Source organism: Terriglobales bacterium (assembly GCA_035573675.1).
Classification (GTDB): Bacteria; Acidobacteriota; Terriglobia; order Terriglobales; family Acidobacteriaceae; genus DATMAB01.
On sequence record DATMAB010000013.1, the window covers coordinates 38,012 to 63,842 of the forward strand.

Sequence of the window (25,831 nt, forward strand, 5' to 3'; positions counted from 1 at the left end):
ACTGCTTCAGTAGATCTGATAGGCCGGCGCCGGGTTCCGCACGTTCGGCTTCTGCGCCACCAAGAGCAGCGCTCCGATGCGCTTGAAGTCGCGCAATTCCTCGGCGTTCTTGAACCACTTGCCCGTGTACTCGTCGGGTGTGGGCGTGTCGTCGGGGATACGCAACGCGCGCACTTCTTCGAAGGCGTTCCTCCGCAACAGCTCGACATACTCCGCTTCCGAGCGCGCGTGCACCGGGACCTTCAGCTCCTCCACCCAGCGCAGCGTGTAGGGATTGTCCCTGTACAGGTTGATCAGGATGTAGAGCCGCCCGCGCGGCGCCATTACCCGGAACAGTTCCGCCAGGGCTCGCTCCTGATCCGGGTAGTAATAGAACGACTCGACCGAAAGCACCTTGTCGAAGTAGTTTTCCTCCCAGGGGATCTGCTCCGCTGAGCCCCACACGTACATGATGTTCTCGAACTCGCGCGAGGCCGCGCGCGCGCGGCGAACCATCTCGTCGGAGATATCGAGACCCACCACCTGGCCGTGGCCCTGCGGACCGTCTCCCACCAGGCGCGCCAGGATGCGCGTGGCCCAGCCCACGCCGCATCCCAGGTCGAGCACGCGCTCGCCCGGACGCAGGTCCATCAGCCGCAACGTCTTCTCGGTTATATCGAGATGGTGCTTCTCCATCTCCTCGCCGCGGCCCTCTTCGGCCCAGCGGTTGAATTCCTGTTGCAGGATCTCGTCGGGTGACATCATGGCGGCTCAGTGGGCCTCAGGCTGATGGATTATCGCTTCTCGTTTACCGCTTATTGCTGACTTCTATGCTACATTTGCCCGTCGCATGGCTCCAGTCGCCGAACCTCAACCCCAGCCCTCCGAGCCCCTTTACTGTCCACAATGCAGCCGCGAAGTCACCGACCCGCTCACCTGCGGCGATTGCTCGGCGGTCATCTGCCGGCAGTGTGGCACTCCGCTCGAGCAAGCCGACGAACTGGGAATTGGGTGACCTGAGTCCATCATGTCTACTTCTTCCGCCTCCAAGGCCGTCCCCGCGCCGCACACGCATGTCCGCGCTTCCCGGGGTTTGCTGCAGGTTCTGGGCGTAGGCTTCGGACTGGCGGTCATCATCGGCAACACTATCGGCGCGGGCATCCTGCGTACGCCGGGCGAGGTGGCGGCGCAACTGCCGAACGTGTGGATCTTCCTCGCCGTGTGGGTGGCCGGAGGCCTGTACGCGCTGCTGGGCGCGTTCTCCATCTCCGAACTCAGCGCCATGACGCCGCGCTCGGGCGGCTATTACGTTTTCACCCGCAGGGCGCTGGGTGAGTTTCCCGGCTTCGCCGTCGGCTGGACGGACTGGCTGGCCCAATGCGGCACTACCGCCGCCGTATCTATCGTCATCGGCGAGTATGCCGACGTGCTTCTGCGCCGCCACGCGCCCACGCACCCTCAACTGTTCGGCCGCGAGATTCCCATCGCCATCACGGTCACCATCGGCATGGCGTTGCTGCAGTGGCGCGGCATCCGCTGGGGCAGTCTCATCCAGAACATCACCAGCGCGGCCAAGGCCCTGGGATTCGTGGCCCTGGTGGCCGCCATCTTCGCGCTCGCGCCCCGCACGCCGGAAGTCGCGCCCACGCCGCTGCCCGCTGGCCTGCCCCTGCTGGTGGCGCTGGTACTGGCGGCGCAAGCCGTCATCTACACCTATGACGGCTGGTATGGCGCCATCTATTTCGGCGAAGAGCTGCGCGATCCCGGCCGCGACGCTCCGCGCTCCACCATATGGGGCGTGGTCTCGCTGACGGCCATCTATGTCCTGGTCAACGCCGCGCTGGTGTACACGCTACCGATCGGCGCCATCGCCAAAGACAAGCTGGCGCTGGGTACGGCGGCCGCCACCATCTTCGGCGACTGGACCATCACCGTCATCAGCCTGCTGATGATCGTCTCCATGCTCAGCGGCATCAACGCCTACCATCTGATGGCCAGCCGCATCACCTTCGCCATGAGCCGCGACGGCTTGCTGCCGCCCGTGGTGGCCCGCGTGAACCCCGGCGGCACGCCGACCACCGCGCTGCTGCTGAGCACCGTGGGCAGCGTCGGACTCACCCTGCTGCCTCTGCTGCGGGTGGGCGAGAAGCGTCCCTTCGAGGACGTGCTCGCGGTCACTACCTTCTTCTTCGTGACTGACTATTTCCTCGCCTACCTGGCCGTCTTCCTGCTCCGTCGTCGCGAGCCGGCTGCGCCGCGTCCCTACCGCGCCTGGGGGTACCCGTGGACCACGGCGCTGGCGCTCCTGGGCTCGCTCGCTTTCCTCGCCGGAGCCTTGGCGGGCGACACCCGCAACAGCCTGTATGCCCTCGCCGTACTGGCCGGCTGTTACCCCGTTTTTCTTGTTCAGCGGTTCGTCAGAGTACGGCGCTAGCTCGTGGTCCCGAGCGACGCGAGGGACCCCTCTGCCCGGCTATGCCATTGGGGTGAACGTACGCTCAGAATGAGGACGGGAGGCCGAGCACTCCCAGGGATTCCTCACTGCGCTCGGTGACAACTCGAAAAATTACTTCGCCCTCGACCCTTCGGCCGGGCCGAAGAACACCAGCAGCACTAGGTCTTCGGTGATGTCATGGAAGCGATGGTCGGCGTTAGCGCCCACGAAGATCACCGATCCCGGCCCGACGTCCAGGTGCCGGGCGGTACCGTCGCCGTCGGAGAAGAACTTCGCGCGCCCGCTTACCACGTAATAGATCTCGTCTTCGGTGTGTGGCTTTTGCTTGTCCTCGGCGCCCGCCGGCAGTTCGTAGAGGCCTGCGCTCAGCCCGGCCGTGCGCAGGAATTCGCGGTACGCATGGCCCGCTTTGGCCCGCGCCTCCCTCAGTTCCATCGTATGAAACACCAGCATCTTCCTCTCCCGCACAGCGAGTGTTTCACGTAGCACGAACGCGATGCAAGAACCCTGCGGCCCCTCTTTCTCGAACCCGCAAGATAGGTTATCCTTCCTGCGCTTTTGGGGCCCCTGCAATGCTGGACTGGCTGAAGAGAATGTTCCGCGTTCCACAGCCGTCCGGCCCGCCGGTAAGCTTGCGGAAGTTCTCGCTGACCGATCGCCTGGTGTCCACCGACGGCGTCACCCTTGAACCAGACTCCTGGAGAATCGAGGCCACCGGCGAGCGCACCTTTCTGCTGTTTCAGGTGCCGCAGCCCGGCGTGGACCAGTGCATGCTCACCTACCGTGTGCAGATGAAGACCTCGGCCGTCCGCGGCGGCGTCTATCTGGAAATGTGGTGCGTGTTCGGCGGCAACGAGTATTTTTCCAAAGGCCTCCATTCCAAAGCCAGGGGCACCACCGACTGGGCGCCCTATCAGACGCCCTTCTACCTCAAGGCGGGCCAGTTCCCCGACCTGATCAAGCTCAACCTCACTTTCGAGGGCCCGGGCACCGTGTGGCTGAAGGATGTCGAACTGCTGAAAACGCCGCTGGCGTAGGGCTTGTTGTTTGGAATGAATTTTCGGAGGGGCACAGCTTCAGCCGTGCCGTTCGAGACTGATTGATTCAAATTGGCGCCCGACTGGCGGTGCCTGCACTGAGCGAAGTCGAAGGGAGCCAGCGCAGACGAGCGAGGGGGCAATAGGAGGGCCCCAAGCCCGAAAGCCGCACTACTTTTCCGCGCCGGCATCCATGCGGTAATCTGAATCGCCTCATTCCGGCAGACAGCAACATGGAACGTCCTCTCGAACAAGTCCTCGCCGATTACGACGACAAGGCCACGCTCGCCCAGGCCTGGACCATCCCCGCCTCCTGGTACACGGATGCGCGCCTCGCGGAGCTCGAGCGCCGCAGGGTTTTCGGCCGCACCTGGCAGATGGTGGGCCGCGCCGAACAGGTGGCCGAGCCGGGACAATACGTCACCGCCGAGGTCGCCGGTGAGCCGGTCGTCGTCGTGCGCGGCGAGGACCGTGTGCTGCGCGCCTTCTACAACGTGTGCCGGCACCACGCCGCCGCGGTGATGACCGAGCCGGCAGGCACGTGCTCCCTCATGCGCTGCCCGTACCATTCCTGGACCTACGGTCTGGACGGCTCGCTCAAAGGCACGCCGGATTTCGCCGGCGTCGCCGATTTTGACCGCGCCGCCAATGGCCTGCTGCCCGTTCGCGTCGAAACCTGGGAACAGTTCGTCTTCGTCAACCTCGACCTGCAGGCTCCCAACTTTGCCGATCACCTCGGCGGCATGGCGGCGCGCATCGCCCCGCTCAACCTGGGTTCGCTGCACTTCGTCGAACGTCGCGTCTTCCCGTTGCAATGCAACTGGAAAGTCTTCGTGGATAACTACCTCGACGGCGGCTACCACGTCCCGTATTTGCACAAGGGGCTGAGCAGCGTGCTCGACTACGCCGGCTACACCATCGAGTGCGAGGACCGCTACTGCCTGCAGTCCTCGCCGGTGAAAGCGGAGGGCGGCGAAGCGGCCACCGCCGCTGTCCGCAAAGGAGAGGCCCTTTACTTCTGGCTCTACCCCAACCTCATGCTGAACTGGTACGAGGGCTATCTCGACACCAACCTCGTTCTGCCGTCGGGCATCGACCGCTGCCAGGTAATCTTCGACTTCTACTTTGCCGATGTCAGCGAGAAAGCGGCCGAGCACAACCGCAAAAGTATCGAGGTCAGCCAGCGCGTACAGGACGAGGACCACGCTATCTGCGAATCCGTGCAGCGCGGGCTGAATTCACGCGCCTACCGCGCCGGCCGCCTCTCCGTCCGCCGCGAAGCCGGCGAGCACCTGTTCCACCGCTTGCTGGCGAAAGACCTCAAGAGTGGCTTGGAACGCGAGAGAGCGGCGGCAGACTAGGCGGCTGGTGGAAGCCGTCATCCTGAGCGATGGAGGCTCCCGCGCGTATTCACCAGCGCGGGAAACCTGAGCGAAGGACCTCGGTGTTGCGTTCCGACTCGCCTCTCTAGTCGAACACCACCGTCTTGTTCGCATACAGCAGGATCCTGCTTTCGATGTGCCACCGCACCGCGCGTGACAGCACAACCTTCTCCAGGTCCCTGCCCTTCTGCATCAGGTCTTCGAGCGTGTCGCGATGCGAGACCCGCACCACGTCCTGCTCGATGATGGGTCCTTCGTCCAGCGCTTCGGTCACATAGTGGCTGGTTGCTCCGATCAGCTTCACGCCGCGCTGGTACGCCTGGTGGTACGGCCTCGCACCCACGAACGCCGGCAGGAACGAATGGTGGATGTTGATGATGCGTTGCGGATAGCGGTCGGTGAAGTTTTTCGAGAGAACTTGCATGTAACGGGCGAGCACCACGAGATCGACGCCCTGCTTCTCGATGAGCTCTACCTGCTGCCGTTCTGCTTCCGCCTTATTCTCTTTCGTGACAGCGACCTCGTGATATGGGATGCGATAGAACTCTGCCCAGCGCCGGTTGTCGGGGTGATTGCTGACGATGCAGGGAATGTCGCAGGCCAGTTCGCCCGCCTGGTGCCGGTAGAGCAGATCGACCAGGCAATGATCATAGCGTGAAACGAAGATGGCCACCCGCGGCCGGTGGCTGGAAAGGGCCAGCCTCCACTGCATCTTGAACCGCCCGGCCAGCGGTGCGAAGTGGCGCTCAAAGTCCCCCGGCGCGATGGCGAAGCCCGCCAGGTCCCACTCCACACGCATCAGGAACAAATCGAGTTCCGGGTCCTGGTGCTGATCCGAGTGCAGGATGTTGCCGTTGTTGCGGAAGATGAAGTCCGCAATCGCCGCCGAGAGCCCTTTGCGGTCCGGACAACTGACCAGCAGGATGGCGGTGTTCTTCATGGGCGAAGGATGCCTTGACCACTAAGCCATGGAGACACAGAGAAAGACCGGATGGACTGCGAAGTCCGAGGCACGAACAACCCTCGAACGCGTGAGTCTGCTCTTGATTTGCGGTTTTTCTCCGTGTCTCCGTGTCTCTGTGGTGAAATCTACTGTCTCAGGTCTTTCAATATCTCTCTCGCCGCATTCGCGCCCGATCCGCCCGTGAGTCCCGTCCCGGGGTGCGTCCCCGAACCGCACAGGTACAGCCCGCGGATGGGTGTGCGGTAGCGCGCCCAGCCCAGCAGCGGCCGCATGGTGAAGATCTGGTCCAGCGCCAGGTCGCCGTGGAAGATGTGCCCGCCGGTCAGGCCGTACGCCTGCTCCAGGTCGAGCGGCGTGATCACTTCTCCGCCCACCACCAGCGACGCCAAGCCGGGAGCGTAGCGCTCCAGCGTTTCCAGCACCACGCGGCCCAGCTCCTCGCGTCGGTTGTTCCAGTCTCCGTTCTTGAGTTTGTAAGGAGCAAACTGCATGGTCACGCTCATCACGTGCTTGCCCGCCGGCGCGAGCGAAGGATCGGAAAGCGAGGGAATCATCACGTCCAGGTACGGCTCTGGCGAGAAGTCGCCGTACTTCGAGGCGTCGAACGCGCGCTCCAGGTAGTCGATCTCCGGACCGATGTGGATTCTTCCCGCCAGCATGTTGTCGCTGCCGTCGCCCAAATCCTGCAGCGCGGTGAACTTCGGTAGGCCGCCCAGCGCCAGATTCACTTTCGCCGTGACACCGGGCGCGCGGTAACTCTCCATGCGCAGGATGAAGGTGGGCGTAAGGTGTACCGGGTCGATCAGTTGCAGGAACGTGCGCCGCGGGTCGGCGCTGGAAACCACCTTTTGCGCGACAATCTCTTCCCCGTTGGCCAGCACGACGCCCGTGGCCAAGCCGTCCTTCACCAGGATCCGGGCGACTTCGGCGCCGGTGCGGATCTGCGCGCCCGCCTGCTGTGCCGCGGCAGCCATGGCCTCGGTGAGCGCGCCCATGCCGCCGCTGGCAAAGCACGCCGGACCCGCCGGATGCGGGTCGCACGCTGCGCGCAGCAGCAGCAGCGCCCCCGAGCCCGCCGACCATGGCCCGGCAAAGCTGCCAAAAATGCCGCGCGCCGCGATCGAGGCGCGCAGCAGCTCGGTCTCGAAGAACTCGGCCACCAGGTCGGCCGCCGCCATCGGCATCCAGCGCAGCAGCCGGTACAGGTCTTTGTCACCCAGCTTCCGCAGGTCGCGACCCGTGCGCAGCAGGCCCCACAGCTCGCCGGTCGTGGGATTCTCGATCTCGGGCGGCGTCGTGGCCAGCAGCTTGCCCAGGAAACCGCCCAGCCGCTCCAGGGCTTGGCAGAATTTCGGATAGGCCGCTGCATCCTTGGTCGAGAGCGCGGCGATCTGCCGCACCGTGCGCGCCGTGTCTTCATAGAGCACGAGCGCCCGGCCGTCTGGCGCAGGTGCGAACAGCCGCGGATCGGGATGGACCATCCTCAAACCGTGGCGCTCGAGCTGCATGTCGCGCACCACGTCGGCACGAAGCGGGCCTGCGGCGTGCGCCAGCGTCGAGCAGCGGAATCCGGGATGGAACTCTTCCGTGACTGCGGCGCCGCCCACCGCGGCGCGCCGCTCCAGCACCAGCGGCTTGCGTCCCGCGCGCGCCAGGTAAAAAGCGGTGACCAGGGCGTTGTGCCCGCCGCCCACGATCACGATGTCGCGCACGTTGGCGATGGCCTGCCTACCTGCCTTTCCCGTCTTTCAGGATTTCCAGCGCCGCCAGCCTGCCCGGCGCGCCCATGATGCCGCCCCCGGGATGGGTCGCCGAGCCGCACATGTACAGGTTTTGAATGGGCGTGCGGTACTGCGCCCAGCCCGGCACCGGACGCAGGAAGAAAAGCTGCTCCAGCGACAACTCGCCCTGGAAGATGTTGCCCTCCGAAAGTCCCCACTCCCGCTCCAGGTCGAGCGGCGTCACCACCTGCCGGTGCAGGATGATGTTCCGCAGGTTGGGCGCGTGCTCGGCGATGGTTTCTACTACCGTGTCCCCGAAGGCTTCCCGCTCCTTGTCCCAGTCGCCGTTCAGTTTGTAGGGCGCGTACTGCACGAAGCAGGACATCACGTGCTTGCCCGGCGGCGCGACGGATGGATCGGTCAGGCTGGGAATCACGATGTCGATGTACGGGCGCCGCGAGTAGCGGCCGTACTTGGCGTCGTCGTAGGCGCGCTCCATGTAGTCGACGCTGGGGGAGATGGAGATCGCACCGCGCAGGTGCAGCCCCGCGCCGGGCAGGCAGGTGAAGTTCGGCAGCCCGTCCAGCGCCATGTTCACCTTGCCTGACGACCCGCGGAACTTGTAGCGGTTCACTTCTTCCAGAAAGTCATCGGGCAGGTGGCCGCGCTCGATCATCTTCACGAACGTCAGCCGCGGATCGACGCTCGAGGAGACCACGTCGGCGTGGAACTCGTCGCCGTTCTCCAGCACCACGCCTGTTGCCTTCCCTTCCCGCACCAGGATGCGAGCAATGGGCGACTCGGTCCGTATCTCCGCCCCCGCCTCGCGCGCCGCCGCAGCGATGGAATTGGAGATGGCGCCGGTGCCGCCGCGCGCGAATCCCCAGGAGCGGAACGCGCCGTCGATCTCTCCCATGTAGTGGTGCAGCAGCACGTACGCCGTCCCCGGCGAGCGCACGCCCAGGAACGTCCCGATGATGCCCGAGGCCGACATGGTCGCCTTCAACACGTCGGTCTCGAACCACTGGTCCAGGAAGTCCACGGCGCTCATGGTCATCAGGCGCACGTGCAGGTACTTCTCCTCCTCCGGAAGCGCCTTGAAGCGCTTGCCCAGGAACAGCAGCTTGCTCAGCTCCTTCCACGCCAGCTTCGTAGGATCGGGCGGCGTCATTGCCAGGATGGGCTTCACGAACCGGCAAAGCTGCACCATCGCCTTGCCGAACTCTTCGTACGCCTCCGCATCCAGCCGCGAATGGCGCGCGATCTCGCGTCGGGTTTTGGCGTGGTCGTTCACTCGCCACAGGTAATCGCCGCTGGGCATGGGCGTGAACGTGCCGTCGAGCGGCAGGATTTCCAGCCCGTGGCGCGGCAAGTCGAGGTCGCGGATGATCTCCGGCCGCAGCAGCGACACTACGTACGAGCACACCGAGAACTTGAAGCCGGGGAAGACTTCTTCCGTGCAGGCCGCCCCGCCCAGCACGTGGCGCCTCTCCAGCAGCAGGACTTTCTTGCCCGCCTTGGCCAGATAAGCGGCGTTGACCAGGCCATTGTGGCCTCCGCCGATGACGATGACGTCGTATTTCTGGGCCATAGAGTGTGCGACCGCACGCCCTGCGGGGCCCGCGCCCCGGAAGGAAGCAGACATTCTAAAGGCGCTGTCCGGAGTTTGTCTCGCTTGCGGGAATCGATCACCGCCGCAGGCCCGCATCACCCACCGGATGGGGCTCCTGGATGCGGATGACGCCGCCCGCACCGGGCCTTTATAATCCGCCTTCGGCTTGCAGCCGGAGAATCGCCGTGCCCATCGGAACCGCCTTCCACGAACGCACCTTCGCGCTCTGTGAGAGCTTGAACTACCGCGAGTGGTCCGGCTATTACACGGTCAGCGCCTACGAGACCCATCACGAGCACGAGTACAACGCCATCCGCAACTCGGTGGCGCTCATCGATGTCTCTCCGCTCTTCAAGTATCTGGTCACCGGCCGCGACGCCACGCGCCTGGTGAACCGCATCATTGCCCGCGACATTCACAAGGTCGCCGTCGGTCAGGTGATCTACTGCTGCTGGTGCGATGAGCAGGGCAAGGTGATCGACGACGGCACCATCACCCGCCTCGAATCCAACGCCTACCGCTGGACCGCCGCCGACCCCAGCCTGCGCTGGTTCCGCCAGAACGCGCTGGGCATGCAGGTGGAGGTTACGGAGATCTCCGAGCAGGTCGCAGCGCTCGCGCTGCAGGGTCCCGCCTCCGGGCTCCTGCTCAAGAAGATCACCGAAGCGGACATCGAGAACCTCAAGTACTTCCGCATGACGCGCGGCACGATCGCCGGCGTTCCCGTGGACATCTCGCGTACCGGCTATACCGGCGACCTCGGCTACGAGATCTGGATCCCCTGGGAGCGCGCGCTGATGGTCTGGGACGCCATTACCGATGCGGGCCGTGAATTCGACCTCCATCCCGCCGGCATGCTTGCGCTTGACATCGCCCGCATCGAGGCCGGCCTGCTCCTGATCGAAGTGGACTACATCAGCAGCCGCCGCGCCATGATTGAAGCCCAAAAGTTCTCGCCCTATGAGATCGGCCTGGGCAAGATGGTGCATCTCGACAAGCAGGACCCGTTCATCGGACAGCAGGCGCTGATCGAAGAGCATAAACGCGGTCCGGCGCGCCAGCTCGTCGGCCTGGAGATCCACTGGCCCGAGGTCGAAGAGCTCTACGAATCCGTGGGCCTGGCGCCGCAGGCGCCCGCGCAGGCCTCGCGCGTGCATGTCCCGGTCTACGATCGCGGCAAGCAGGTCGGCAAAGCGACCTCCACCACCTGGTCGCCGACGCTCAAGAAGATGATCGCGCTGGCCAGCATCGCCACGCCGCACGCCGCCGCCGGCACCGTGCTCGAACTCGAACTCACCGTGGAGGCCGTGCGCTACACCGTGGGCGCGACCGTGGTGCCGCTTCCCTTCTTCAACCCCAGGCGCAAGACGGCCACGCCGCTCTCCAAGGTCGACCCCTTCGCCGAGTAGCTGCGGCCATGCTTTCCCAGCGCCTCGCTTCGCTCCAGCCCGTGGGCATCTTCGTGATGCGCGTCGCGCTGGGCGGCATCGTCCTTGCGTACACCGTCAAGCGCCTCTCCGGCGGCATGGCGGCGTTCACCTCGGTCGTGACTTCTCTTGGATTGCCGCGCTGGCTCGCGCCCGCAGCTTCCTGGATAGAACTCCTCGCCGCCGCCATGCTCATCATCGGACTGCAGACCCGCCTGGCCGCGGCCGTCATTTTCCTGTTCATGGCCATCGGCGTCCGCATCCACTTGGGTGAGAGCCTGAGCAGCTATGACGCGTACCTTTCACACGCCGTGATGGCGCTGGCCTTGGTCTTCTTCGGCGCGGGTCCCTGGTCCATCGACAACAAGTCGCGCCCTGCCAGCGGCCGCCGGCGCTGATCTTCACTTCTTCCGGTATTTCCTGAGCACGCACAAGGCGAGCCAGGTAGCGGTCACGCTGATCACCACATTTCGCACCACGTGCTGCCACGTGATGCCAAAGATGAGCTCGCCTTCTTCGGAGCCGAACACGGCATCACCCGCCTGGCTAGAAGCGCGCCAGCTCTTCCATGGCACGGTACAGGTCGTCGGCCTGCGGCAGGATTTCGTCCTCGAGCAGCGGCTGATAAGCGACGAAGGTATCCATGGCGGCCACGCGCTTCACCGGCGCGTCCAGTTCCTCGAACAACTCATCGGCGATGCGCGCCACGATCTCCGCTCCGTAGCCCCAGCTCAGCATGTCCTCGTGCGCGACGATCACGCGGTTGGTCTTGCGCACCGACGCCACGATCGCTTCCCAGTCATACGGGTTCAGCGTCCGCAGGTCGAGGATCTCGACGCTCAGCCCCAGCTCGCGCTCGATGCGCTGCGCCGCCTGCAGCGCGCGCGGCACCACCGCGCCGTAGGTGATCACGGTGAGGTCCGAGCCTTCTTTCCACACGCGCGCCTTGCCGAACGGAATCATGTGCTCCGGTCCCGGATAGGGTGCGCGCCCGAAGGGCTCGCGGTACAACCGTTTATGTTCCAGGAACAGGACAGGATCATCGCAGCGGATGGCGGTGCGCAGCAGGCCGTTCGCGTCCAGCGCATTTGAGGGAAACGCTACGCGCATTCCGGGCGTGTGTGTGAAGATGCTCTCTCCGCACTGCGAGTGGTAGATGGCGCCGCCGGTCAGGTAGCCGCCGATGGCCACGCGCACCACCGCGGGAGAGGAGAAAGCGCCGTTCGAGCGCCAGCGCATCAGCGGCAGCTCGTTGCGCAGTTGCATCATCGCCGGCCAGATGTAATCGAAGAACTGGATCTCCACGACAGGCTTCAGCCCGCGCGTCGCCATGCCCACGGCGCGGCCCACGATGTTGGCCTCGGCCAGCGGCGAGTTGAACGCGCGCTCGCTGCCGAACTCCGTCTGCAGTCCGGCGGTCAGCTTGAAGACGCCGCCCTTGCCCTTGATGAGCTTCTTCCTCAGGTACTCTTCGCGGCTGCAGTCGGCCACGTCCTCGCCAAAGACCACCACGCGCGGATCACGCCGCATCTCGTCCTTCAGGCAGGCGTTGATGAGATCGGCCATGGTCTTTTCCGCGCCCGTGGCCGGCTGCGGCTTGTCGGCGGCCGTGCCGGAATACGTCGCCTGCCAGTCGAGCGTGGCGCTGTCGCCGCCTGCCACCGGCGGACTGTCGAACGCAGCCGACGTCGGATCGAGGTCGGGCGAATAGACGAAGCGCGTGATGGAGTCGGTCGACGGCAGCGCCGCGGCCAGCGCCCGGTCTGTGGCCTCCTGCACTTCCCCGTCCACTTCTTTTTCCAGCTTGTTGATGCCCTTTTCGTCCAGGATGTTCTCGCGGATCAAAAACATCTGCATGCGCGTGATGGGATCGCGCTGCGCTTCCTTTTGCCGCTCGAATTCCGGCCGGTAGAGCCGCTCGTCGTCAGAGAGCGAATGCGAGTACGGGCGGATGACGTGCGCATGCACGAACGCCGGGCCGTTCCCGGCACGGCAATATTCCACGGCCTTCGTGAGTGCGGCATAGCTGGCCACGGGATCGGTGCCGTCGACTTCCGCGAAGTGAAAGTTGGGAAAGCCGCAGACCAGTTTCGAGATGCTGCCGCCCGCCGTCCCCACTTCCACCGGCACCGAGATGGCGTACTCGTTGTCCTCGATCAGGAACAGTACCGGCAGCTTGAGGTTGGCGGCGGAGTTCATCGCCTCCCAGAACTCGCCTTCGCTGGTGGTGCCGTCGCCCGCCGAAACATACACGACCTCGTCGCCCTGGAAAGAGACGTCCTTGAATTGGCGATAGTCGCCTTCGACCTTCTGCGCCGCTTCCGGATGCCGCGCGAAGTAGCGGCCCGCTTCGGCGCAGCCCACGGCCTGCAGGAATTGCGTGCCTGTGGGCGACGACTGGCTCACGATATTCAGGTTCTTGTGGCCCCAGTGCGCGGGCATCTGGCGGCCGCCGGAGTTGGGATCGTCGGCCGCGCCTACCGCTTCCAGCAACTGCTCGTAGGGCGTCATGCCCAGCGCCAGGCACAGCGCACGGTCGCGATAGTAGGGATAGAACCAGTCGTAGGCCGGCTTCAGCGCCATGCCCGCCGCCACCAGCACGGCCTCGTGCCCTGCGCCCGAGATCTGGAAGTAAATCTTCTGCTGGCGCTTCAACAGGATCTCGCGGTCATCCAGCCGTCTTGACAGGAACATCAGCCGGTACATCTCGATGAGCTGTTTGCGCGTCAGTCCCTGCCAGGTCTTCTCCGCCTTGCCCTTGTCGGCGCGAGGCGCATCGGCCACGGCCGCCCTCGACGACGCTCTCGCTTCCGCCTTGCTTGCCATGTTCACCTCGGAGCGGATGTGCTCCCAGCCAGCCCTATTCTAGAACGGGAGGTGCTATCGGGACCCGCTTTCCGACTTGGTCTTTCCGGCCTTCCGCGTAACCTGCGTCCTGCCTCCTGCACTCTGCATCCTGCCGCTTGCTCTGGCCGCAGGCGGCAAGCGGCCGGCTGCCCGCCTTCCTTTCCGAAGATATACTGAGAGCGTGAAGATTCTCCGCCCTATTCCGGCGCACGACCTGGAGCTGCTGATCTTCGACCTCGACGGCACGCTGGTGGATTCGCGCCTCGATCTGGCCAATTCCGTCAACGCCATGCTGCGACACTACGGCAAGCCGGAGCTGCCCTGCGACGTCATCGCAAGCTACATCGGCGACGGCGCGCCCATGCTAGTGCGCCGCGCCCTCGGGGACCCCGATGAAGAGGGCTTCGTCACCGAGGCTTTGAACTTCTTCCTGGCGCACTATCGCGAGCACAAGCTGGATAACACCTACGTTTACGCCGGGGTTGCGGAAGCGCTCCGGAGGCTGCGCGCACACGGCAACGGCGCCGGCGGCCGCTTTCGCATGGCCGTGCTCAGCAACAAGCCGGAGCGGCCTTCGCAGCAGATCCTCGAGGCTCTCGGCCTTGCTGACTTCTTCTTCCGCGTGTACGGCGGCAATAGCTTCCATACCAAGAAGCCTGACCCGCTGGGCGTCCGGACGCTGCTCGAAGAAAGCGGCGCGCGCCCCGAAGAGGCCGTCATCATCGGCGACAGCGACATCGACGTCATCACCGGCCGCAACGCCGGCATCTGGACCGTGGGCGTCACCTACGGCTTCGTGCCCCATTCCCTCGAGGCCGCCACTCCCGACGTGCTGGTGGACTCGCCGGTGGAATGGGCCGAGCTGTTTCAACTCACCACTGAGTCACAGAGGCACAGAGGATGAGCAGTTTCCTGCTGAACTTATCTCGGTGCCTCCGTGTCTCTGTGGTGAGGTCTTTCTTTGAGCAGCTTGGGGCGGGACAGGCGTGAATAACACCTTCGGGCTCACACGCGCTGAGCTGCGCACCTTCCGCTCCTTCAAGACGCCCGCCGGCGTGCAGCGCTTCCTCGATTCCCTTCCCTATCACCTGGCCATGACCTGCTGGTCGCCGCGGCGCGTGCTCCGTGAGCGCACCGTGCATTGCCTGGAAGGCGCCATCTTCGCAGCCGCCGCGTTGCGCGTGCTGGGCTTCCCGCCGCTGCTCGTGGATCTTGAAGCCGAGCAGGATACCGACCACGTGCTGGCCGTTTTCCAGGTCCGCGGGCACTGGGGCGCAGTGGCCGCATCGAACTTCGCCTCCTGCCGCTACCGCGAGCCCGTGTACCGCACGCTGCGCGAGCTGGCCATGAGCTACTTCAATTCCTATTTCAACCTCCGCCGCGAACGCACCCTGCGCAACTTCTCACGCCCGGTCAACCTCAAGCGCTTCGACCACCTGAACTGGATGACCTCGGAGAAGGACGTCTGGTTCATCCCCAACTACCTCTGCGACATCTCCCACACGCCTCTGCTCAAACCGTGGATGAAGAAGCGCCTGACGCGCCTCGACGAGCGCAGCTACAAGGCCGACCTGGTGGGACACCGCTGGAAATAATCCCGCCGCGGATTCACTCGGATAGTGGCGGATTGGGGAGATCTGACCAAGTAGTAGATTGTCAGCGGGTCATGTTGTCATCTTCCTCGTGGAAAGTGGACTTGGCGATCTGCAGGGACCAGAGCAGCAGGGACGCAGTGCGCGGGTCGAGGGACTGCTCCGTCAGGGCGCGGGCGACCTGCATGGCGGCGCAGGCCACGGCCTCGTCGTCGCGGAGGGCGGGCAGGAGGCCGTTTTGCTGCGGATATCGGGCCCGAAGGTGGGCGAAACAGAGCCTTTTCCCCTTGATGGCGGGCGAGCCGCAACGGCGGCCATCGACCAGGAAGTGGTTGCAGCGCAGCGCCTTACGGGCCAGTTCAAGTTTGGCCAGAGGGTCGTTCATGGATGCCCCCTTCCCCCTACCCAACTAATGGAATCAACGAGTTAGGGTGGCAAAGTCCCGGATGATCCCCGGAAACAAAGGAGTTAGAGGTAAGTTCCCCGCAAATAAGTAGTTATATTCTCATAGTCAATACTTCACAAAGCATATGACAATTAGATGCAGATGTCAAGGGGAAAGTTGCGGGAGACGGACAAGGATCTCTTAGCGCCGAGAGAGCGGAGGACCGCAAGAACGCAGTATTCCCACGGCCGAAAGCCGTGGGCGACGATGCGGCCCCTTTCAGGCGCTGGGATAGGGGCTAAGGGCGGGCGCCCGCGCGACAACCGGCGAGAACGGCGGCGCTACTTGAGATGACAAGGTTCACCGATGACCACATGACCAGATTCCTCCGTGCCTCTGTGGTGAATCTATAATCAAGTGTTCCGATGGACTTCCATCTCCACTCCGACTACCAGCCGCGCGGCGACCAGGCTTCGGCCATCGATGCCCTGGTGCGGGGGGTGCTCGCCGCCGAAAAGCACCAGGTCCTGCTGGGCGTGACCGGCTCGGGCAAGACCTACACCATGGCCAAGGTGGTGGAGCGCATCAACCGGCCCACACTCGTCCTGGCCCACAACAAGACGCTGGCCGCGCAGCTCTACCACGAGTTCAAGGGATTCTTCCCGCAGAACGCGGTGGAATACTTCGTGAGTTACTACGATTATTACCAACCCGAAGCGTACATTCCCGCCGCCGATGTCTACATCGAGAAGGAAGCCACCATCAATGACGAGCTGGACAAGCTGCGGCTTTCAGCGACGCGGTCGTTGTTCGAGCGCCGCGACTGCCTGATCGTGGCCTCGGTGAGCTGCATCTACGGGCTGGGCTCGCCTGAGGCCTATTACGGCATGCTGCTCTTCCTGGAAAAAGGCCAGAAGGTCAAGCGCGAAGATATCCTCCGCAAACTGGTGGAGATCCTCTACGAGCGCAATGACACCGACTTTCGCCGCGGGACGTTCCGGGTGCGCGGCGACGTGATTGAGATCTTCCCCACCTATGACGACATGGCCTACCGCATCGAGCTGTGGGGCGACCAGGTGGAGCAGCTTTCGCAGATCGATCCGCTGTTCGGCACGGTGAAGCAGCGCTACGTGCGCCTGCCCATCTATCCCAAGACGCACTACGTCATGTCCGAGGAGACGCGCGACGCGGCCGTGGTCTCCATCAAGGAAGAGCTGGCCTGGTGGGAGAAAGAGCTGGAAAAGCAGGGCCGCACGGTCGAGGCGCAGCGCGTCCACCAGCGCACCATGTTCGACCTGGAGATGATCAAGAGCGTGGGCTACTGCCACGGCATCGAGAATTATTCGCGGCACTTCTCCGGGCGCCTGCCGGGCGAGGCGCCGCCCACGCTGCTCGACTACGTGCCGCGCGACTACCTGCTGTTCGTGGACGAATCGCACCAGACCATCCCCCAACTCCACGGCATGTACCACGGCGACCGCTCCCGCAAGCAGACGCTGGTGGAGTACGGCTTCCGCCTGCCTTCGGCGCTGGACAACCGCCCGCTGACTTTCGAAGAATTCGAACACCGCGTGAACCAGTGCATCTACGTTTCGGCCACGCCCGGCCCTTACGAACTGACCAAATCCGCCGGCGTCGTGGTAGAGCAGATCATCCGGCCGACGGGCCTGGTCGATCCCGAAGTCGAAGTGCGTCCGGTCAAGGGACAGATCGACGACCTGCTGGCCGAGATCCGGGAGCGGGCCGCGCGCAAAGAGCGCGTGCTGGTGACCACGCTCACCAAGCGCATGGCCGAGGACCTGGCCGAGTACTACGGCGAGGTGGGCGTGAAGTGCCGCTACATGCACTCGGAGATCGAGACGCTCGAGCGGGTGAAGATCCTGCGCGACCTGCGCAAGGGCGAGTTCGACGTGCTCATCGGCATCAACCTGCTGCGCGAGGGTCTGGACCTGCCGGAAGTCTCACTGGTGGCCATCCTCGACGCCGACAAGGAGGGCTTTCTGCGCTCGGCCGGGTCGCTCATCCAGACCATCGGGCGCTGCGCGCGCAACCTGAACGCGCGCGCCATCCTCTACGCCGACGTGATGACCGACTCCATGCGCCGCGCGATTGACGAAACCGACCGCCGCCGCGCCATCCAGCACGCCTACAACGAAGCCAACGGCATTACGCCGGAGTCCATCGTGCGGCCGGTGGAGATGTCGCTGGCCTCCATCGTCGAAGCCGACTACGCCGATTTCACCGCTTCGGCGCTGGAAGAGATGCCCGACTTCAAGAACCAGGACGAGCTGGACGCCTACATCGCGCGCCTGGAGACCGAGATGCGCGAAGCCGCCAAAAAGTTCGAGTTCGAGAAGGCGGCCAAGCTCAGGGATACGATTCGGGATTTGAGGACGAAGGAGTTCTTGTTTACGTAGGGGTCTGTCTTGTCATTCCGAGCGCAGCGAGGAATCCCTATGTGCGCGAAAGAGTACCGGGTGTAAACCGAGACGGAATATCAGGCAATAGGGATTCCTCGCCCGCCGAGGCGGGCTCGGAATGACAAAGGAGAACAAGCGATAACCAGAAAAGATCAAGCGGTGCGGCTTCTTGCTCTCCCGTTATTGCTAACTGGGAATAGCGGTCCCTCGCTGCGCTCGGGACTAAAGAAAAGCCAAGAGCTGGAAAACCAAGGGCGCCCTGCTCTCTCTACAGGGCGCCCTCTTTATTGCGTCGCTCCTCCCCTAAAGGTGCGGCGCAAAACCTGGGCCGGGGCTAAACCCCGACAATCTTGTCGTTGCCTTTCGACACGGTTGCAAGTCGTGCCCTGCTGCTCTCCCCCTATTCCGTGGACAGGGTAGGGATCCCTCGCTACGCTCGGGATTACAAAGCGAGATCTATTCCCCTCCCTGCAACGTCTTGAAGTGCGCTTCCAGGGCGCGGGAGTACTCGCGCTCGGCTTCCAATTCAGCTTGCAACTTTCGGACCAAACCTTCGAGGCGCAGAATCTCCATGCGCAACCTAGCGACGTCGCCCGAAGCCGGCGCCGCAGCCGCCGCCCGCGGCGTAGCGGGCTGGGCCATAGGCGCGGTTGCGCGCGGCGCAGGCGCGGCTGGAGCATATGACAGCTGCGCCGTCGCGGCTGGCGAAGCCGCGCTTCTTGCCGAGGCCGGCTGCTTCCCGTTGCCGCCATTGGTTCCGTTGCCGGGCTGCCCGGAGAAGATGCTGCTCAGCGCGGCGTTGGCGGCCACGGCCGAAACCGGCTGGGGCGCGGGCGCCGCCGGATGCAGCAGATGCTTCACGCGCGTGATCAGATCCTGCGGCTGGAACGGTTTGCGAATCAGTTCATCCGCCTTCACGGCAAACGCTTTTTCCGCCACTGCTTTGTTAACAACCCCGCTCATCAAGATCACGGGAGTTTTGCTCAGGGCGGGGTGATTCCGGATGTGCTCGCACACTTCGTAGCCGTCCTTGTCGGGCATGATGACATCGGAGATGACGACATCGGGATGCGTCTGCTCGATCTGGGCGAAGGCGCTGGCCGCGTCGTGGCAGGCGATGACCTGGATGTTCTCGCGGCGGAAAGCGACCTTGATGACCTCGCGCATGGTGGCGCTGTCATCAATGAAAAGGACGGTGGGCGTCTCCGCGGCGACGGATTCGCGCGGCGGAGTTCCCTGCATCCCGGCAAAGGTGGAAGCGAAGTCGCTCATTGGGCGCCTCCTGTGGCGGCGCCCTGCTGGTCTTCATCGACCTCGCGCAGGGCGTCGAGCATGAGCTCGGTAGCCGACTTGAGCACGGTGCGAGTGCCGGCCGTGGCTCCCGGAACGAACTTGTAGACGCCATCGGCGCCGCCGTTGCAGTTCTTGACGATGAAGACGACGGCGTCGTCGCCGACCATCTCGCCGACCTCGGCATGGCTGATCTCGCCGCCATCGATGAAGAGCACACCATCGGTGGAACCGGCGTTGATGTGCAGGGCGCCGGTCTGACGCGAGTGCATGAGCATCTGCACCACGCCCGGAAGGTCGAGATGCTGCAGGTTGCCGCTGAGCGCGGTCTCGGTCTGCTCCAGCATCTGCGTCGGCTGGAAACCCTCGTGATGGCTGCGCAGGAAGGCGCGGACGTGGCTGGCGATGGTCTCCGGGCCCAGGCGGCGATCGACGTAGTCGTCGCACCCGGCGCGGAAAGCTTCCATCAGGGCCTGGTCGCCGCCGTCGCCCATGGCGATGATGGGAATGTTGGCCGTCTTCGCGTCGCCATTGAGGATGCGCGGAATCTCGTACGCGCCCAGCTCGCGCAGATTGGTGGCGCAGAGGATGGCCGTGGGCGGATTCCACTCCAGCATGGTCAGCGCGTACGCGGACTGGGTGCTGTGCACCACCTCCAGGCCCTCGTGCTTGAGAGCGTCCGAGAGGCGGCGCGCGAAGAACACGTTGCTGTCAATGAGCAGCACGCGGGGGGCGGTGTCGATGGCCGGGGTACTCATCGCGATTCCTCCGTGGCGGCCAGCGCCTCCAGGTCGAGGACCTCCACCAGCTCTTCCTTCAACGGCAGCAAAGCGGTGACGTAGCTGGGAAGGCGGCCGGCGGGCGGGATCATGGCAAGACTGGCGAGTTCGCACTCGCCGGAGACCGGGATGGCGGCGCTTTCGCTCGCGCCTTCGATCCAGCGGTTGGCGATCAGGTAGAAGCGGCGCGGCACGGCGGTTGGCGCCAGCACCTGAGCAATGTCGAACACCGGCAGGATGCGGCCGCGGCGCACCAGCACGCCGGCCAGCAGCGGCGTGGTATGCGGAAACTCCTGCAGTCGATCGGGACGCGCCAGTTCGCTCACCGTCTCCGCGGGCAGCGCGAAGCGCTTTTTCCCCAGCGGGAACAGGACGTATGACTTGTGCTCGGCCGGCCTCATGCGGATGCCATCTCCCATTCGAGCGCGGAACCCAGCACCATCTGCTCCGCCTTGGTGAGGAAGGATTCCGGATTCACCACTGGAACCACCTGCTCGGCGATCAGGGCCAGGCCGCGGTACCAGCGACGCTCGTCACCGCGGAAGGCGCGCGGCAGGGCGCGCACGGAAACGATTTCGGTCATGCGATCCACGCCGGCGACCAGCAGGGCCACGGGCATGTCGCGCAGCAGAAGGACGCGGTTGGGCGCCGCCTCGCCCGCACGGAAGTGGCGGGCCACATCCACCACGTACAGAGTGCGCGAGCCGCGCTCCAGCGTGTAACGGACCTTCGCCAGGTGGCCCTGGCCCGCAGGCAGTTCCAGCGGGCACAGGCCCTGGGTGGAGCGAATCTCATCCACGGCCTGGGCCGCGATGGCAAAGGTGGCCGGGCCGACCGCGAACAGGATGACGGGTTCGCTGCGGCGCGAGCGCGAGCGACGCGTTTCCTTGTGCGCAATCCTCACAGCGCACCCACCTTCTGCGCGCCGAAGACGTAGAGCAGGCGTTTTTCGATGGCGGCGTAGATGTCGTCGAGCGGGGCCACCTGGTCCACGGCGCCGGTCTTGATGGCCTCGGCCGGCATGCCGAAGATGACGGAACTGGCCTCGTCCTGGGCGATGACGTGTCCGCCGGCCTGCTTGACGGCCAGGATGCCGCGCGAGCCGTCATTGCCCATGCCCGTCATCACCACACCCACGGTCAAGGGACCGGCGTGGGCGGCGGCGGTTTCCAGGGTGACGTCAGCGCACGGGCGGTAGCCGGAGATGCGCGGGCCATCGTCGAGCTGGATGCGGCCGGTGGCGGAAATCCGCATGTGATGCGTGCCGGGACAGATGTAAATGGTGCCAGGCTTGACGATCTCGCCCGGCTCGGCTTCCTTGACGCGGATGGCGCAGGTTTCGGCGAGCTGCTGGCTGAACTGCGCCGTGAAGTTGCCGGGCATGTGCTGGGCCACCAGCACCGCGCCGGGGAAATCCTTGGGGAACGCCGGGAAAAGCTTCATGAGCGTGGCGGGACCGCCGGTCGAGCAGGCGACGACCACGAGCGGAAAACGGCCGTTCGCGGCCGAGGCGGCGCTGGCGAAGCGTCCGGTCGAAACCGGAGGCTTGGGAGCGGGTTCGGTGCGGGGCGCAGAGGTGGCGATCTCCTGTCCCAGACGCGAGCGGGTGGCGGTGCGCACCACGCGCACCTTGGCGGCCAGGCGCAGCTTGCGGCACAGCTCTTCGCGGACCACGGTCATATCGAGATCGACGCCGCCGGAAGGCTTGGCGACGAAATCGATGGCGCCCAGCTCCAGCGCCTTGAGCGTGGGCTCGGCGCCTTCGCGCGACTCCGAACTGACGATGACAATGGGCCGCGGATTGGAGCCCATGATGAGCTCGGTGGCCTGCAAGCCATCCATGTGCGGCATGTTGATGTCCATGGTGATGACGTCGGGCTTGAGCGACTCGGCCTGGGAGACGGCGTCACGTCCGTCGCGGGCCTCGCCCACTACCATCAACTGCGGGTCGGCGTTGATCAGGCTGGTCAGAACCTTGCGCATGAAGGCCGAATCATCGACGACCAGCACCCGGATTTTGCCCAGTCCCTGCATGACTACGACAGAACCTCCACGGCGGGGGAGGCGGACTTCTGCCCGGGCCCGATGAGGCGCCCGACCTCCGCCAGGAGCACATCCTCCTGCACCGGCTTGGTGAGGAAGGCGACGGCCCCTTCCTTGAGGGCGCGGTCGCGATGCTTGGCGCCCGCGCGGGAAGTGACCACCATCACGGGCAGGGCGGCGGTGGCGGCATCCTGGCGCAGGTGCGCCATGAGTTCGTATCCATTCGTGCGAGGCATCTCGAGATCGGTCACGACCAGGTCGCAGCGTGACTGGGTGACGATCTCGAGAGCCTCCAGTCCATCCGACGCGAGCCGCACGCGGTAGCCGGCTTTTTCCAGCATCCGGCCCACGAACTTGCGCACGCTGATGGAATCGTCGGCGAGCACCACCACCTTGTCCTGGGGAACGGCGTCCACGACGGCGGCGGGCAGGGTGCCGGCGGCCACGGCCGCCGCGCCCGGCGCGAACACGCGGGCTACCGTGGCGGCGGCCATCAGCGGCCGGCGCTCGATGCCTTCGCCCGCCACCAGACGGTTCACGTCGATGAGCAGGATCAGGCTGCCGTCGGGCGCGATGGTGGCTCCGGGGAACAGCTTGGCGTTTCGCAGGTACTCGCCCAAACTTTTGATAACAATCTCGTCCTTGCGCAGGACTTCCTCGACCACGATGCCCACCTGGCGGCCGCCGACGTTCACGATGACCATGCGGTACCAGCCGTTGACCGGCTCGACGGGCTCCAGGCCCAGTTGCTGGTCGAGGCGGACGATCTCCGTGACCACGTCGCGCACGCGGGTGAGCAGCTTCCCTCCCACTTCCTCGATGTCGGATTGATTCAGGCGGCGGATCTCTTCCACGAACGCCAGCGGCAAGGCGAAGCTGTGCGCGCCGCAGCGCACGAACAGCGCCTGGGAGATGATGAGCGTGAGCGGTACCTTCAGGGTGAAGCGGGTGCCACGGCCCAACTGGGTGTCGATCTCGACTTCGCCGTTGAGCGCCGCCAGGTTAGCGCGCACCACGTCCAGGCCGACGCCGCGTCCGGCAAGTTCGGTCTTGCGCGGCGCGGTGGAGAAACCGGGGTGGAACAGGAACTCCAGCAGGTCGTGCTCCGCCATGGAAGCCGCATCCTCGGGCGTGACCAGGCTGGCTTCGACGGCGGTGTTGCGGACTTTTTCGTAATCGATGCCACGGCCGTCGTCCTCGACCTCGATGTAGACGTGGTTCCCGCGATGGTAGGCGCGCACCGCGACCGTGCCGGCGTCGGGCTTGCCCGCCAGATAGCGGTCTTCCGAGCGCTCCAGGCCGTGGGCCACCGCGTTGCGCACCAGGTGGATGAGCGGATCGGAGATCTGCTGGATGATGTTGTTGTCGAGTTCGGTTTCCGCGCCCGCCAGCTGCAGGTCCACCTGCTTGCCGGCGGCCTTGGCGGCGTCGCGCACCGTGCGCGAAATGCGCGTGTAGAGGTTGCCGATGGGCACCATGCGCGCCTGGGTGATCTCGTCCTGCAGGCGGTGGGCCAGCTTGCTGAACTCGTCGATGTCGGTATCCACGCGGCGCACGAAGCCGTCGAGCTGCGTGAGCACCTCGGTGATATCGGCCGAAATCTCGGTCAGCGAGCGGGAAAGGATGTTGAAGTCGTCGTAGCGGTCCATCTCCAGCTCGGTGAATTCGGCGGGACCGTCATCGAGCGCGTGGGAATAGCCGGAAAGAGCGGCGCGATAGAGCTGGGGGTTGAAGGGCGCAGGACTGGAGCCGGGCAGCCGGCTGAACTCGTGCTTTTCCGTGAACTCGGATACCTTCTCCGACATGCGGGCCTTGGAAAAGTTCAGGACGTCGGCCAAACGCTCCAGTTCGGCGACGCGGCCCATCATGCGGGTGCGGTTAATCACCAGCTCGCCGACCGCGTTCATCATGCGGTCCAGGCGTTCCAGCGCAATGCGCACCGACCGGGACTGTGGCATGGCCGCCAGTTCCTTCTTGCCCGCCAGAACAGGCTCGGCTTCCGCTTCTGCCGGAGGGACTTCGACGACAGACTCCGCAGGCAGCGACTCAATGGCCGTAACCGGCGGCGCGCTTCCCTGTTCGACTACGTCTTCCTCGGCGCCGGAACCGCTTTCCAACGGGAAGGCCGGGGCGGAGTCGTCCTGCTCGGGAGCCAGCCGGGCGATGCGCGCGAGCAAGGACTTCACCGCCGGCTGCAGCGTGGCTTCGTCCGGCCACTGGCGATAGAGGAATTTCTTGAGGGTATCCACCGCCTCCAGGCAGATATCGACGATCTCGGCGCTGGGGCCGAGTTCGCCGTCGCGCAGGCGTCCTACCAGATCTTCGGCGCGATGCGCCACACGGGCGATGCGGTGCAGGCCAACCTGTGCCGCCGAACCTTTCACCGTGTGGATCGCGCGGAACAGCCGGTGGATGTCTTCCGCGTTGGGATTCGCTTCCAGGGCGAGCAGGCACTCAGTCACCACCTGCAGGTGCTCTTCCGCCTCCGGAACGAAGAATTCGAGGATCTCGTCGGGCACCTCGCCATCCGGAGGCAAATCCTCGAAGCCGGCGACGGCGGCCGGCGTACCGGACTCTTGCGCAGCAGGCGCCGGCTCGCCGGCTTCGCTCGCAACCGGTTCCGACCACGATTCAGCGGCGTTCGCCTGGAAGGCGAAAGGAAACTTCTGCTTGAAGGCGGCGATCTCTTCTTCCGCCTCGACGGCGTCGTTGCTGATGAAGAGCAGGTCCGACTCCAGGACGGAGACGGCTTCGGAGATGAACTCCACCAGCGGAGCGGCGGCCTCCGGCGTGACGGAGGCGTTCATGGCGTACTGGAAAATGTGGGCCAGCTTGCCTGCAACTTCCGAGAAGTGCGGGTAGCCGTACATGGCGGAAGCGCCGGCCAAGGTGTGGGCCGCGGCATGGAGGCGCTCCATGTCGCTGGCCGACGGGTACGGGTCCTGCAGGATGCCGGAGTACTCGCGCAGGAACTGCAGGTGCTCGGAGGCTTCGGTGAGGAAGACCTCGACGAATTCCTGGTTGGGGCTCATGCCCTGCCCTCCGTGGTCGCGGCGGAGCGCGCGGGCTCGACAGGCTTGCGGTAGATGCGGCAGTCGCGGTGGACGATGGTCTCCAGCTTCACCGTAGCGCGGGAGATGAACTCAGCGTGGCCCAGGAAGAGGTAGCCGCCGGGCTCGAGCGAATCGTGGAAGCGATGGATGAGCTCGGCGCGGCGCGCTTCGGAAAAATAGATCAGAACGTTCATGCAGAAGATGCAGTCGAAGCGCCCCATATAGACGGGCTGCGCCAGGTTCAAGGGCGCGAAGCTGATCATGCTGCGCAGGCGCGGCTTCACCCGGAACTGCTCGCCCACCCGGGTGAAATAGTTCTCGCGGCGGCCCAGGTCCACGTTGGCCAGGCTGCGAGCGCCGTAGACGCCGCGCTCGGCGAACTCCAGCGCGCGTTTACTGATATCCGTGGCCAGCAGTTTGATGTCCCACGCCTCCGCGAAGGGCAGCGTCTCGGCCAGGGTGAGGGCGATGGAGTAGGGCTCTTCGCCGGAAGCGCATCCCGCGCTCCAGATGCGAAGGGTGCGCGGGTTGTGCCAGAACTTGCGGTTGCGGATCTCCGGAAGCACGCGCGTGTGCAGCGCTTCGTAGACCGCGGGATAGCGGAAGAACGTCGTCTCCTGCGTGAGCAGGCCTTCGAGGAAGGCGTCGTATTCGACGTTGGAGGAGCGCAGCAGGCGCACCAGCTCCGCGGTTCCGCCGAGCTGCTTGCGCTCGATGTGCTCGCGCACGCGGGTGGAGAAGAAGCGCTCGCGGGAATCGTCGAAGAGGATTCCCGAGCGCGCCTCGATGAGGGCGCGGATTTCCGCCATTTCATGCCCGGTGAGCGCTGCGTTCATCACCTTGCT

At 64.9% G+C, this 25,831-nt stretch carries 23 protein-coding genes; 8 read left to right on the forward strand and 15 right to left on the reverse strand.

Features of this window, described 5'->3' with window-relative positions; genetic code table 11:
• Nucleotides 1–6: 6 nt before the first annotated feature.
• Complete coding sequence (locus VNK82_04820) at nucleotides 7–744, reverse strand: methyltransferase domain-containing protein (GenBank protein HXE90269.1); 738 nt, start codon at nucleotides 742–744, stop codon at nucleotides 7–9.
• Nucleotides 745–1,006: 262 nt separating this feature from the next.
• On the opposite strand from VNK82_04820, the gene VNK82_04825 reads away from it, so the two are divergent.
• The gene (locus tag VNK82_04825; protein HXE90270.1) at nucleotides 1,007–2,413 is read left to right on the forward strand and encodes an APC family permease; all 1,407 of its coding nucleotides are present in this window, start codon (nucleotides 1,007–1,009) and stop codon (nucleotides 2,411–2,413) included.
• Between the two features lie 132 nt (nucleotides 2,414–2,545).
• Here the strand turns inward: VNK82_04825 and VNK82_04830 are convergent, their stop codons facing one another.
• Complete coding sequence (locus VNK82_04830; protein HXE90271.1) at nucleotides 2,546–2,887, reverse strand: cupin domain-containing protein; 342 nt, start codon at nucleotides 2,885–2,887, stop codon at nucleotides 2,546–2,548.
• Nucleotides 2,888–3,027: 140 nt separating this feature from the next.
• Here VNK82_04830 and VNK82_04835 point away from each other — a divergent pair, with 140 nt between their 5' ends.
• Together VNK82_04835 and VNK82_04840 are read left to right on the forward strand one after the other, a co-directional pair.
• Nucleotides 3,028–3,471 carry a hypothetical protein gene (locus VNK82_04835; GenBank protein HXE90272.1) on the forward strand — a complete coding sequence of 148 codons (444 nt, stop codon included), beginning with the start codon at nucleotides 3,028–3,030 and terminating at the stop codon, nucleotides 3,469–3,471.
• 233 nt (nucleotides 3,472–3,704) lie between these two features.
• Nucleotides 3,705–4,832, forward strand: coding sequence for an aromatic ring-hydroxylating dioxygenase subunit alpha (locus VNK82_04840; protein HXE90273.1), 1,128 nt, complete (start codon nucleotides 3,705–3,707; stop codon nucleotides 4,830–4,832).
• Nucleotides 4,833–4,938: 106 nt separating this feature from the next.
• Here the strand turns inward: VNK82_04840 and purU are convergent, their stop codons facing one another.
• From purU to VNK82_04855, 3 genes are all read right to left on the reverse strand, one after another.
• The gene (gene purU / locus VNK82_04845) at nucleotides 4,939–5,793 is read right to left on the reverse strand and encodes a formyltetrahydrofolate deformylase (protein ID HXE90274.1); all 855 of its coding nucleotides are present in this window, start codon (nucleotides 5,791–5,793) and stop codon (nucleotides 4,939–4,941) included.
• Nucleotides 5,794–5,942: 149 nt separating this feature from the next.
• The gene (locus VNK82_04850; protein ID HXE90275.1) at nucleotides 5,943–7,529 is read right to left on the reverse strand and encodes an NAD(P)/FAD-dependent oxidoreductase; all 1,587 of its coding nucleotides are present in this window, start codon (nucleotides 7,527–7,529) and stop codon (nucleotides 5,943–5,945) included.
• A 16-nt stretch (nucleotides 7,530–7,545) separates the two neighbouring features.
• Nucleotides 7,546–9,129: an NAD(P)/FAD-dependent oxidoreductase gene (locus VNK82_04855; GenBank protein HXE90276.1), complete on the reverse strand. Its 1,584-nt coding sequence runs from the start codon at nucleotides 9,127–9,129 to the stop codon at nucleotides 7,546–7,548.
• 206 nt (nucleotides 9,130–9,335) lie between these two features.
• Here VNK82_04855 and VNK82_04860 point away from each other — a divergent pair, with 206 nt between their 5' ends.
• Nucleotides 9,336–10,559, forward strand: a complete 1,224-nt coding sequence (locus VNK82_04860; protein ID HXE90277.1) for an aminomethyltransferase family protein — start codon at nucleotides 9,336–9,338, stop codon at nucleotides 10,557–10,559.
• 8 nt (nucleotides 10,560–10,567) lie between these two features.
• On the forward strand, nucleotides 10,568–10,975 hold the full coding sequence (locus tag VNK82_04865) for a DoxX family protein (GenBank protein HXE90278.1): 408 nt from the start codon (nucleotides 10,568–10,570) through the stop codon (nucleotides 10,973–10,975).
• Nucleotides 10,976–10,978: 3 nt separating this feature from the next.
• Here VNK82_04865 and VNK82_04870 read toward each other — a convergent pair whose 3' ends face one another.
• Nucleotides 10,979–11,107, reverse strand: coding sequence for a hypothetical protein (locus VNK82_04870; GenBank protein HXE90279.1), 129 nt, complete (start codon nucleotides 11,105–11,107; stop codon nucleotides 10,979–10,981).
• A 16-nt stretch (nucleotides 11,108–11,123) separates the two neighbouring features.
• A complete protein-coding gene (locus VNK82_04875; protein HXE90280.1) occupies nucleotides 11,124–13,403 on the reverse strand; it encodes a dehydrogenase E1 component subunit alpha/beta in 2,280 nt (759 codons plus the stop codon).
• Nucleotides 13,404–13,605: 202 nt separating this feature from the next.
• Between VNK82_04875 and VNK82_04880 the strand changes: the two genes are divergently transcribed.
• Together VNK82_04880 and VNK82_04885 are read left to right on the forward strand one after the other, a co-directional pair.
• Nucleotides 13,606–14,328, forward strand: a complete 723-nt coding sequence (locus tag VNK82_04880) for an HAD-IA family hydrolase (protein ID HXE90281.1) — start codon at nucleotides 13,606–13,608, stop codon at nucleotides 14,326–14,328.
• Nucleotides 14,329–14,410: 82 nt separating this feature from the next.
• The gene (locus VNK82_04885; protein ID HXE90282.1) at nucleotides 14,411–15,019 is read left to right on the forward strand and encodes a hypothetical protein; all 609 of its coding nucleotides are present in this window, start codon (nucleotides 14,411–14,413) and stop codon (nucleotides 15,017–15,019) included.
• A gap of 61 nt (nucleotides 15,020–15,080) precedes the next feature.
• Here the strand turns inward: VNK82_04885 and VNK82_04890 are convergent, their stop codons facing one another.
• Nucleotides 15,081–15,401: a hypothetical protein gene (locus tag VNK82_04890; protein HXE90283.1), complete on the reverse strand. Its 321-nt coding sequence runs from the start codon at nucleotides 15,399–15,401 to the stop codon at nucleotides 15,081–15,083.
• Nucleotides 15,402–15,826: 425 nt separating this feature from the next.
• Here VNK82_04890 and uvrB point away from each other — a divergent pair, with 425 nt between their 5' ends.
• Entirely contained in the window at nucleotides 15,827–17,818 is a 1,992-nt protein-coding gene (uvrB, locus tag VNK82_04895) for an excinuclease ABC subunit UvrB (GenBank protein ID HXE90284.1), read from the forward strand.
• Nucleotides 17,819–18,277: 459 nt separating this feature from the next.
• Here uvrB and VNK82_04900 read toward each other — a convergent pair whose 3' ends face one another.
• Genes VNK82_04900 through VNK82_04930 form a run of 7 tightly spaced genes read right to left on the reverse strand, consistent with a single transcriptional unit; the run spans nucleotide 18,278 to nucleotide 25,822 of the window.
• Nucleotides 18,278–19,093, reverse strand: a complete 816-nt coding sequence (locus VNK82_04900) for a response regulator (protein HXE90285.1) — start codon at nucleotides 19,091–19,093, stop codon at nucleotides 18,278–18,280.
• Nucleotides 19,090–19,869 (reverse strand): DUF4388 domain-containing protein, encoded by a 780-nt coding sequence (locus tag VNK82_04905; protein ID HXE90286.1) that lies wholly within the window; start codon nucleotides 19,867–19,869, stop codon nucleotides 19,090–19,092. The genes VNK82_04900 and VNK82_04905 overlap by 4 nt, the downstream gene beginning before the upstream one ends.
• A complete protein-coding gene (locus tag VNK82_04910) occupies nucleotides 19,866–20,291 on the reverse strand; it encodes a chemotaxis protein CheW (protein HXE90287.1) in 426 nt (141 codons plus the stop codon). Before VNK82_04910 ends, VNK82_04905 begins: the two co-directional genes overlap by 4 nt.
• A complete protein-coding gene (locus tag VNK82_04915) occupies nucleotides 20,288–20,794 on the reverse strand; it encodes a chemotaxis protein CheW (protein HXE90288.1) in 507 nt (168 codons plus the stop codon). The genes VNK82_04910 and VNK82_04915 overlap by 4 nt, the downstream gene beginning before the upstream one ends.
• A complete protein-coding gene (locus VNK82_04920) occupies nucleotides 20,791–21,924 on the reverse strand; it encodes a chemotaxis response regulator protein-glutamate methylesterase (GenBank protein HXE90289.1) in 1,134 nt (377 codons plus the stop codon). The genes VNK82_04915 and VNK82_04920 overlap by 4 nt, the downstream gene beginning before the upstream one ends.
• Before the next feature lie 2 nt (nucleotides 21,925–21,926).
• Nucleotides 21,927–24,965 carry an Hpt domain-containing protein gene (locus VNK82_04925; GenBank protein HXE90290.1) on the reverse strand — a complete coding sequence of 1,013 codons (3,039 nt, stop codon included), beginning with the start codon at nucleotides 24,963–24,965 and terminating at the stop codon, nucleotides 21,927–21,929.
• Nucleotides 24,962–25,822 carry a protein-glutamate O-methyltransferase CheR gene (locus tag VNK82_04930; GenBank protein ID HXE90291.1) on the reverse strand — a complete coding sequence of 287 codons (861 nt, stop codon included), beginning with the start codon at nucleotides 25,820–25,822 and terminating at the stop codon, nucleotides 24,962–24,964. The genes VNK82_04925 and VNK82_04930 overlap by 4 nt, the downstream gene beginning before the upstream one ends.
• Nucleotides 25,823–25,831 lie beyond the last annotated feature (9 nt).

Excerpts from the sequence above, each read along its gene's own strand:
- VNK82_04820 (HXE90269.1), bottom strand. The coding sequence starts at position 744 with ATGATGTCACCCGACGAGATCCTGCAACAGGAATTCAACCGCTGGGCC.
- VNK82_04825 (HXE90270.1), top strand. The coding sequence starts at position 1,007 with ATGTCTACTTCTTCCGCCTCCAAGGCCGTCCCCGCGCCGCACACGCAT.
- VNK82_04830 (HXE90271.1), bottom strand. The coding sequence starts at position 2,887 with ATGCTGGTGTTTCATACGATGGAACTGAGGGAGGCGCGGGCCAAAGCG.
- VNK82_04835 (HXE90272.1), top strand. The coding sequence starts at position 3,028 with ATGTTCCGCGTTCCACAGCCGTCCGGCCCGCCGGTAAGCTTGCGGAAG.
- VNK82_04840 (HXE90273.1), top strand. The coding sequence starts at position 3,705 with ATGGAACGTCCTCTCGAACAAGTCCTCGCCGATTACGACGACAAGGCC.
- purU (HXE90274.1), bottom strand. The coding sequence starts at position 5,793 with ATGAAGAACACCGCCATCCTGCTGGTCAGTTGTCCGGACCGCAAAGGG.
- VNK82_04855 (HXE90276.1), bottom strand. The coding sequence starts at position 9,129 with ATGGCCCAGAAATACGACGTCATCGTCATCGGCGGAGGCCACAATGGC.
- VNK82_04865 (HXE90278.1), top strand. The coding sequence starts at position 10,568 with ATGCTTTCCCAGCGCCTCGCTTCGCTCCAGCCCGTGGGCATCTTCGTG.
- VNK82_04875 (HXE90280.1), bottom strand. The coding sequence starts at position 13,403 with ATGGCAAGCAAGGCGGAAGCGAGAGCGTCGTCGAGGGCGGCCGTGGCC.
- VNK82_04890 (HXE90283.1), bottom strand. The coding sequence starts at position 15,401 with ATGAACGACCCTCTGGCCAAACTTGAACTGGCCCGTAAGGCGCTGCGC.
- uvrB (HXE90284.1), top strand. The coding sequence starts at position 15,827 with ATGGACTTCCATCTCCACTCCGACTACCAGCCGCGCGGCGACCAGGCT.
- VNK82_04900 (HXE90285.1), bottom strand. The coding sequence starts at position 19,093 with ATGAGCGACTTCGCTTCCACCTTTGCCGGGATGCAGGGAACTCCGCCG.
- VNK82_04905 (HXE90286.1), bottom strand. The coding sequence starts at position 19,869 with ATGAGTACCCCGGCCATCGACACCGCCCCCCGCGTGCTGCTCATTGAC.
- VNK82_04910 (HXE90287.1), bottom strand. The coding sequence starts at position 20,291 with ATGAGGCCGGCCGAGCACAAGTCATACGTCCTGTTCCCGCTGGGGAAA.
- VNK82_04920 (HXE90289.1), bottom strand. The coding sequence starts at position 21,924 with ATGCAGGGACTGGGCAAAATCCGGGTGCTGGTCGTCGATGATTCGGCC.
- VNK82_04925 (HXE90290.1), bottom strand. The coding sequence starts at position 24,965 with ATGAGCCCCAACCAGGAATTCGTCGAGGTCTTCCTCACCGAAGCCTCC.
- VNK82_04930 (HXE90291.1), bottom strand. The coding sequence starts at position 25,822 with ATGAACGCAGCGCTCACCGGGCATGAAATGGCGGAAATCCGCGCCCTC.